This is a genomic window from Wolbachia endosymbiont of Cylisticus convexus (assembly GCF_003344345.1).
The window spans coordinates 1-3,974 of record NZ_QPIP01000192.1; the positions used below are offsets into that span (position 1 = coordinate 1).

A 3,974-nucleotide genomic window follows, 5' to 3' on the forward strand; every position below is an offset into this window, starting at 1 on the left:
TGGATTGTATATTAAATCAAAGTCGCAAGGCTATAATGAGCAAGGAGTGATACTGTCAATTGGATTGATTGATAGAAATCGTAGGAATCTCAGTACACTCCTTGCTTAAAAAATGTAGTACGAACGGTAGGGGGATCTAAAAGATCGAATCACAATCCTGTACATCATTTATATTGTTATTTGATTATAATTTATAGGTGCAAAAATGGCTAGAACAGTTTTTATGGGTATTGATGTTTCAAAAGAGACACTTGATATTTCAATCAACAATAAACATCAGCGTATAGAAAATGCAGAAAAAGCTATATCTGAGTTTATAAAGTCAAAAATAGTTAATGTATTTGTTGAATTATGTGTAGTAGAATCAACAGGCGGTTATGAAAAACTTGTCGTAAAATTGTTACAAGAACATAGTATAGTTGTGCATAGAGCTCACCCAAACCGGGTATATGCGTTTGCGAAAGCTTGTAACCATTTTGCAAAAACAGACAAATTAGATGCAAAATTGCTAGAAAAGTATGCTGAATTTATCACAAAAAACGATGAGGTAGTAGAATGTATAGTTTCACAAAAACAAGAAGAACTAAAAGAACTAAGAGCAATTGAGCGTAATCTAAGCGATGATGTTCACGCAAATATGTGTCGTTTACATAATGTGACAGGAAAAGCCAGAGAATATATAGTAAAGCAGATAGAATTTGCCAAAAAACAATTAGAGCAAGTTAGGCAAGACATAGAAGACATAATAGACTCTGACCCTGGTTTGAAGGAAAAAAGCAAACTTCTAACTAGCTATAAAGGTATTGGACGCAAAATTGCGAGTATCCTACTCATAGAAGTACCTGAGCTTGGTAGATTAGATAATAAAGAAATAGCCTGTCTAATTGGAGTTGCACCAAAAACTAATGAAAGCGGAAGAAAGGTAAGCAAAGCTCAAATCATAGGTGGCAGGTTTTATGCTCGAAAAGCATTATACATGTCTGCTGTGGTCGCAATGCGTCATAACAGGAAAATGAAAGCTCTTTATCAGCGCTTAGTTGCTTCTGGCAAAGCCGCTAAAGTTGCATTAGTTGCTGTCATGAGAAAAATCATTATTTGTTTAAATGCCATGGTAAAAAACAATAGTTTTTATCTTGACGCTTAAGACGGTAGATTCCTGGTGCTGTTGTATCTTGCAAGGATGGAACAGCAACGGATTGTGGATTAAATCTAGGCGGAATAGGATGGTCTTTTGCATCTCAACCAATTGAGAATGTAATGGTTAAAATTGCTCCGAAAATTGTAACATCAGCTGAAAAAGTTGCAGGGAAGATTATATTAGGTACTGTAGGTAAACAGACAAAATTTGCTATTCGAATTGCAGGTGCAAAATTTGGAACTACAATGGCAAAAGGTGCTGCAGGAGCTGTATCTGGTATATTTGATATTGTTGATATAGGTATTTCAGCAAGTAATCTTGTTGATTGTAAGAAAAGAGAGAATAGTAATAATCCATGTGGAGAGAAAGAAATAAGGGATAATATAGCATCTATATCCTTTTCTGGTGCGTCATTTGTTTCTGGTGTTGCTCTTACAGCAGCTAGTTTGCCTGGGGTTGGTGCTGTAGTTGGGTTTACACTAATGGTGGGTCAAGGGATTTATAATGGTGTGAGTAATATTATAGAGTACGAAAAAGTATAATACAACTCATGGTGAGAACTGGGATATTTTTTTGAATACAATGCTTCTACAACCCATACCACCGAATATAAAAGCTCTTGAAGCTAGGAGTCATTCAGTTAATAGTATAGCACAAATGGCCTGGAAAACTTTAAGTAAAAGTCCTGATTATGTAATTGCCTATGCAATTGGTTTTGGAAACATGAGTATAGAAGATATTTATTTCTACTGCCGTGAAAATTTAAAAGTACTAACATATCAGGGTGTGGAAATAAAGTGTAGTGAAGAAGGTCGAAGCACTCAAGCAATTAATAGAGCAGAGCATGCGAACATTTTTATGAATGAAAGAAGAGATTCTTATAGTGAAAATCTTTCACGTTTTTTACCTAATCCAATTGAAAATGCTGAAATGATTTGTTTACCAAAAAAGACCAATGGTATTTATGAAAAAGAAGGCACGACAAATTTAGTTCCATCAGCTGTGTATTATTGTGAAAATGCAATGGTTATTGTTGACAGCAGAAGAAAACAAAATGGTACAACAATTGTTTATGACTTAGTGTATGTAAATGATGGTTCTATTGTTGGGAGTAATGAGTTAATTAATCGCTTTATAATCTTTGGAGGTAGAGTATCGATAACTGGTGGTGATAATACAACCAATGAGTTTATTCTTACAAAACCTGACTTTTTAGGTAAAATCAATCCAGGTCAAAACTCTACCAATGTATTTGATTTTCATTATATAAAAAATAGTGCTTTAGAAGAAAATATTTTAAAGATAAATATCAACTATCAGCAGAGTCGTAGTGCCACACAAAGATCACAAAACGTACTGGAAATAAAAATGAACAGTCACTCATTAACAATTATGGAAAGTGTTAATGATAATTTTGAATTTAGTGAATATAGCTATATAGGGAGAGAAGAGGAGGTAGATGAATTCTCATGTACTGGTGATCTTTATCACAATTTTGTTGTAAATAGTGGTGGAGCTTATTTTGGCTCGAGAGACATAATTGAGAACTGTAGTAAGGTAATTATTGGGTCTAATGTTGATGTTATAGGTGGAGAAGGTAATTATACTTTTTACATAGAAGCTGCAGAATATCTGTATGGCAATTCATATTCAAGGATTGATGTAAAAGGAACAGGAACCATAATCTTTACGGGCATTAGCCTATTAGATGATTCCATCTCTATTACTTATTTTCCAAAAGTTAATACTTTACATATAGAAAGGAGAGATGACGGAAGAGGTAATTCATATTCCCTTGGTATTAAAAATTATATTGAGCAAAGCAGTAATAAACCTAATTTTGTACTGATAAATAAAGATGGCAATAATGTTGTTCCTGAGATCAAAAAAACTGGTATTACAAGGATTGACTCATCTAAATTGTATGAAGAATACTCCTTAAACGATTTTAGTGCTGTCAAAAGGCATTACCATACAAATATCCTGAACAGCAAAGAGAGTTATAAAGTAATTGAAATTATTAAAAATGAAGCAAACAACAGTACAATAGTATTTGGCTCTTCAGGGAATGATATAATAATCCTTGATAAAGAAACCGTTTTTGTCGAGGGTGGAAACGGAAACGATATGTACGTGATTAACAATGACACAGAAGAGAAAAGTATTACAATTGATAATCACTCAGACGATAAAAAATTAGACACAATACTTATGCAAGAAGCTCTAGGAGAATTTGGGATGCAAGGTTGTGATTTATATTTGAATCCTAATATCAGAGTAAAAAATTATCTCCAGGGTGATAGCTATAAGCATTTCATAGTTATGAACAAAAAAGGAGAGACCTTTATTCCTTACGTAGAATCAATGTTATATGAGTCAGAGCTATATGCTAATTCTTCTATGGAATATGGTAAATTGGTTCCTTTTTTTCATGCTACACAAACTCAAAATATGTTTTTATTGCCTGAAGATTTTCAAGACGATCATGTGGTGATTAATTCCCGTCTTGAAGATATTGAGAGATATAAAGATAAAGATGATCTCTTATTAATAAGAGAAAGTGGAATTCCTTTTATTATTAGAATAGAAAATTTTTACAATGATCGAAATAAATGGATAGGTATTAATTTTCTTCTATGGAATAATGGTAATTTTTCATATTTCGACCTGCCGCAAGAGATTGATGAAGCAGTGAGTTATCAAGATAAACTTAAGGATGATTACGAAGAGGTTATAAAAGAATATGTTATAGATTTTACTGGGTCTGTTAATATTACACATAATCAAGACGATACTTTAACTTCGGTGGGGCAACGTGTAGGAGTAGTGATATTAG

3 protein-coding genes are annotated in these 3,974 nt (G+C 33.1%); all 3 read left to right on the forward strand.

The window, feature by feature from the left end; translation table 11 throughout:
- The first annotated feature begins 205 nt into the window (after positions 1 to 205).
- Complete coding sequence (locus Wcon_RS10175; RefSeq protein ID WP_114516788.1) at positions 206 to 1,144, forward strand: IS110 family RNA-guided transposase; 939 nt, start codon at positions 206 to 208, stop codon at positions 1,142 to 1,144.
- A 113-nt stretch (positions 1,145 to 1,257) separates the two neighbouring features.
- Complete coding sequence (locus tag Wcon_RS10180; RefSeq protein WP_114517969.1) at positions 1,258 to 1,680, forward strand: hypothetical protein; 423 nt, start codon at positions 1,258 to 1,260, stop codon at positions 1,678 to 1,680.
- A gap of 31 nt (positions 1,681 to 1,711) precedes the next feature.
- On the forward strand, positions 1,712 to 3,974 hold a 2,263-nt coding region (locus Wcon_RS10185; RefSeq protein ID WP_147269191.1), incomplete at its 3' end, for a hypothetical protein.

Bases quoted from the DNA above. Each gene is read 5' to 3' on its own strand.
- Wcon_RS10175 (WP_114516788.1), top strand. From the start codon at position 206: ATGGCTAGAACAGTTTTTATGGGTATTGATGTTTCAAAAGAGACACTT.
- Wcon_RS10180 (WP_114517969.1), top strand. From the start codon at position 1,258: ATGGTTAAAATTGCTCCGAAAATTGTAACATCAGCTGAAAAAGTTGCA.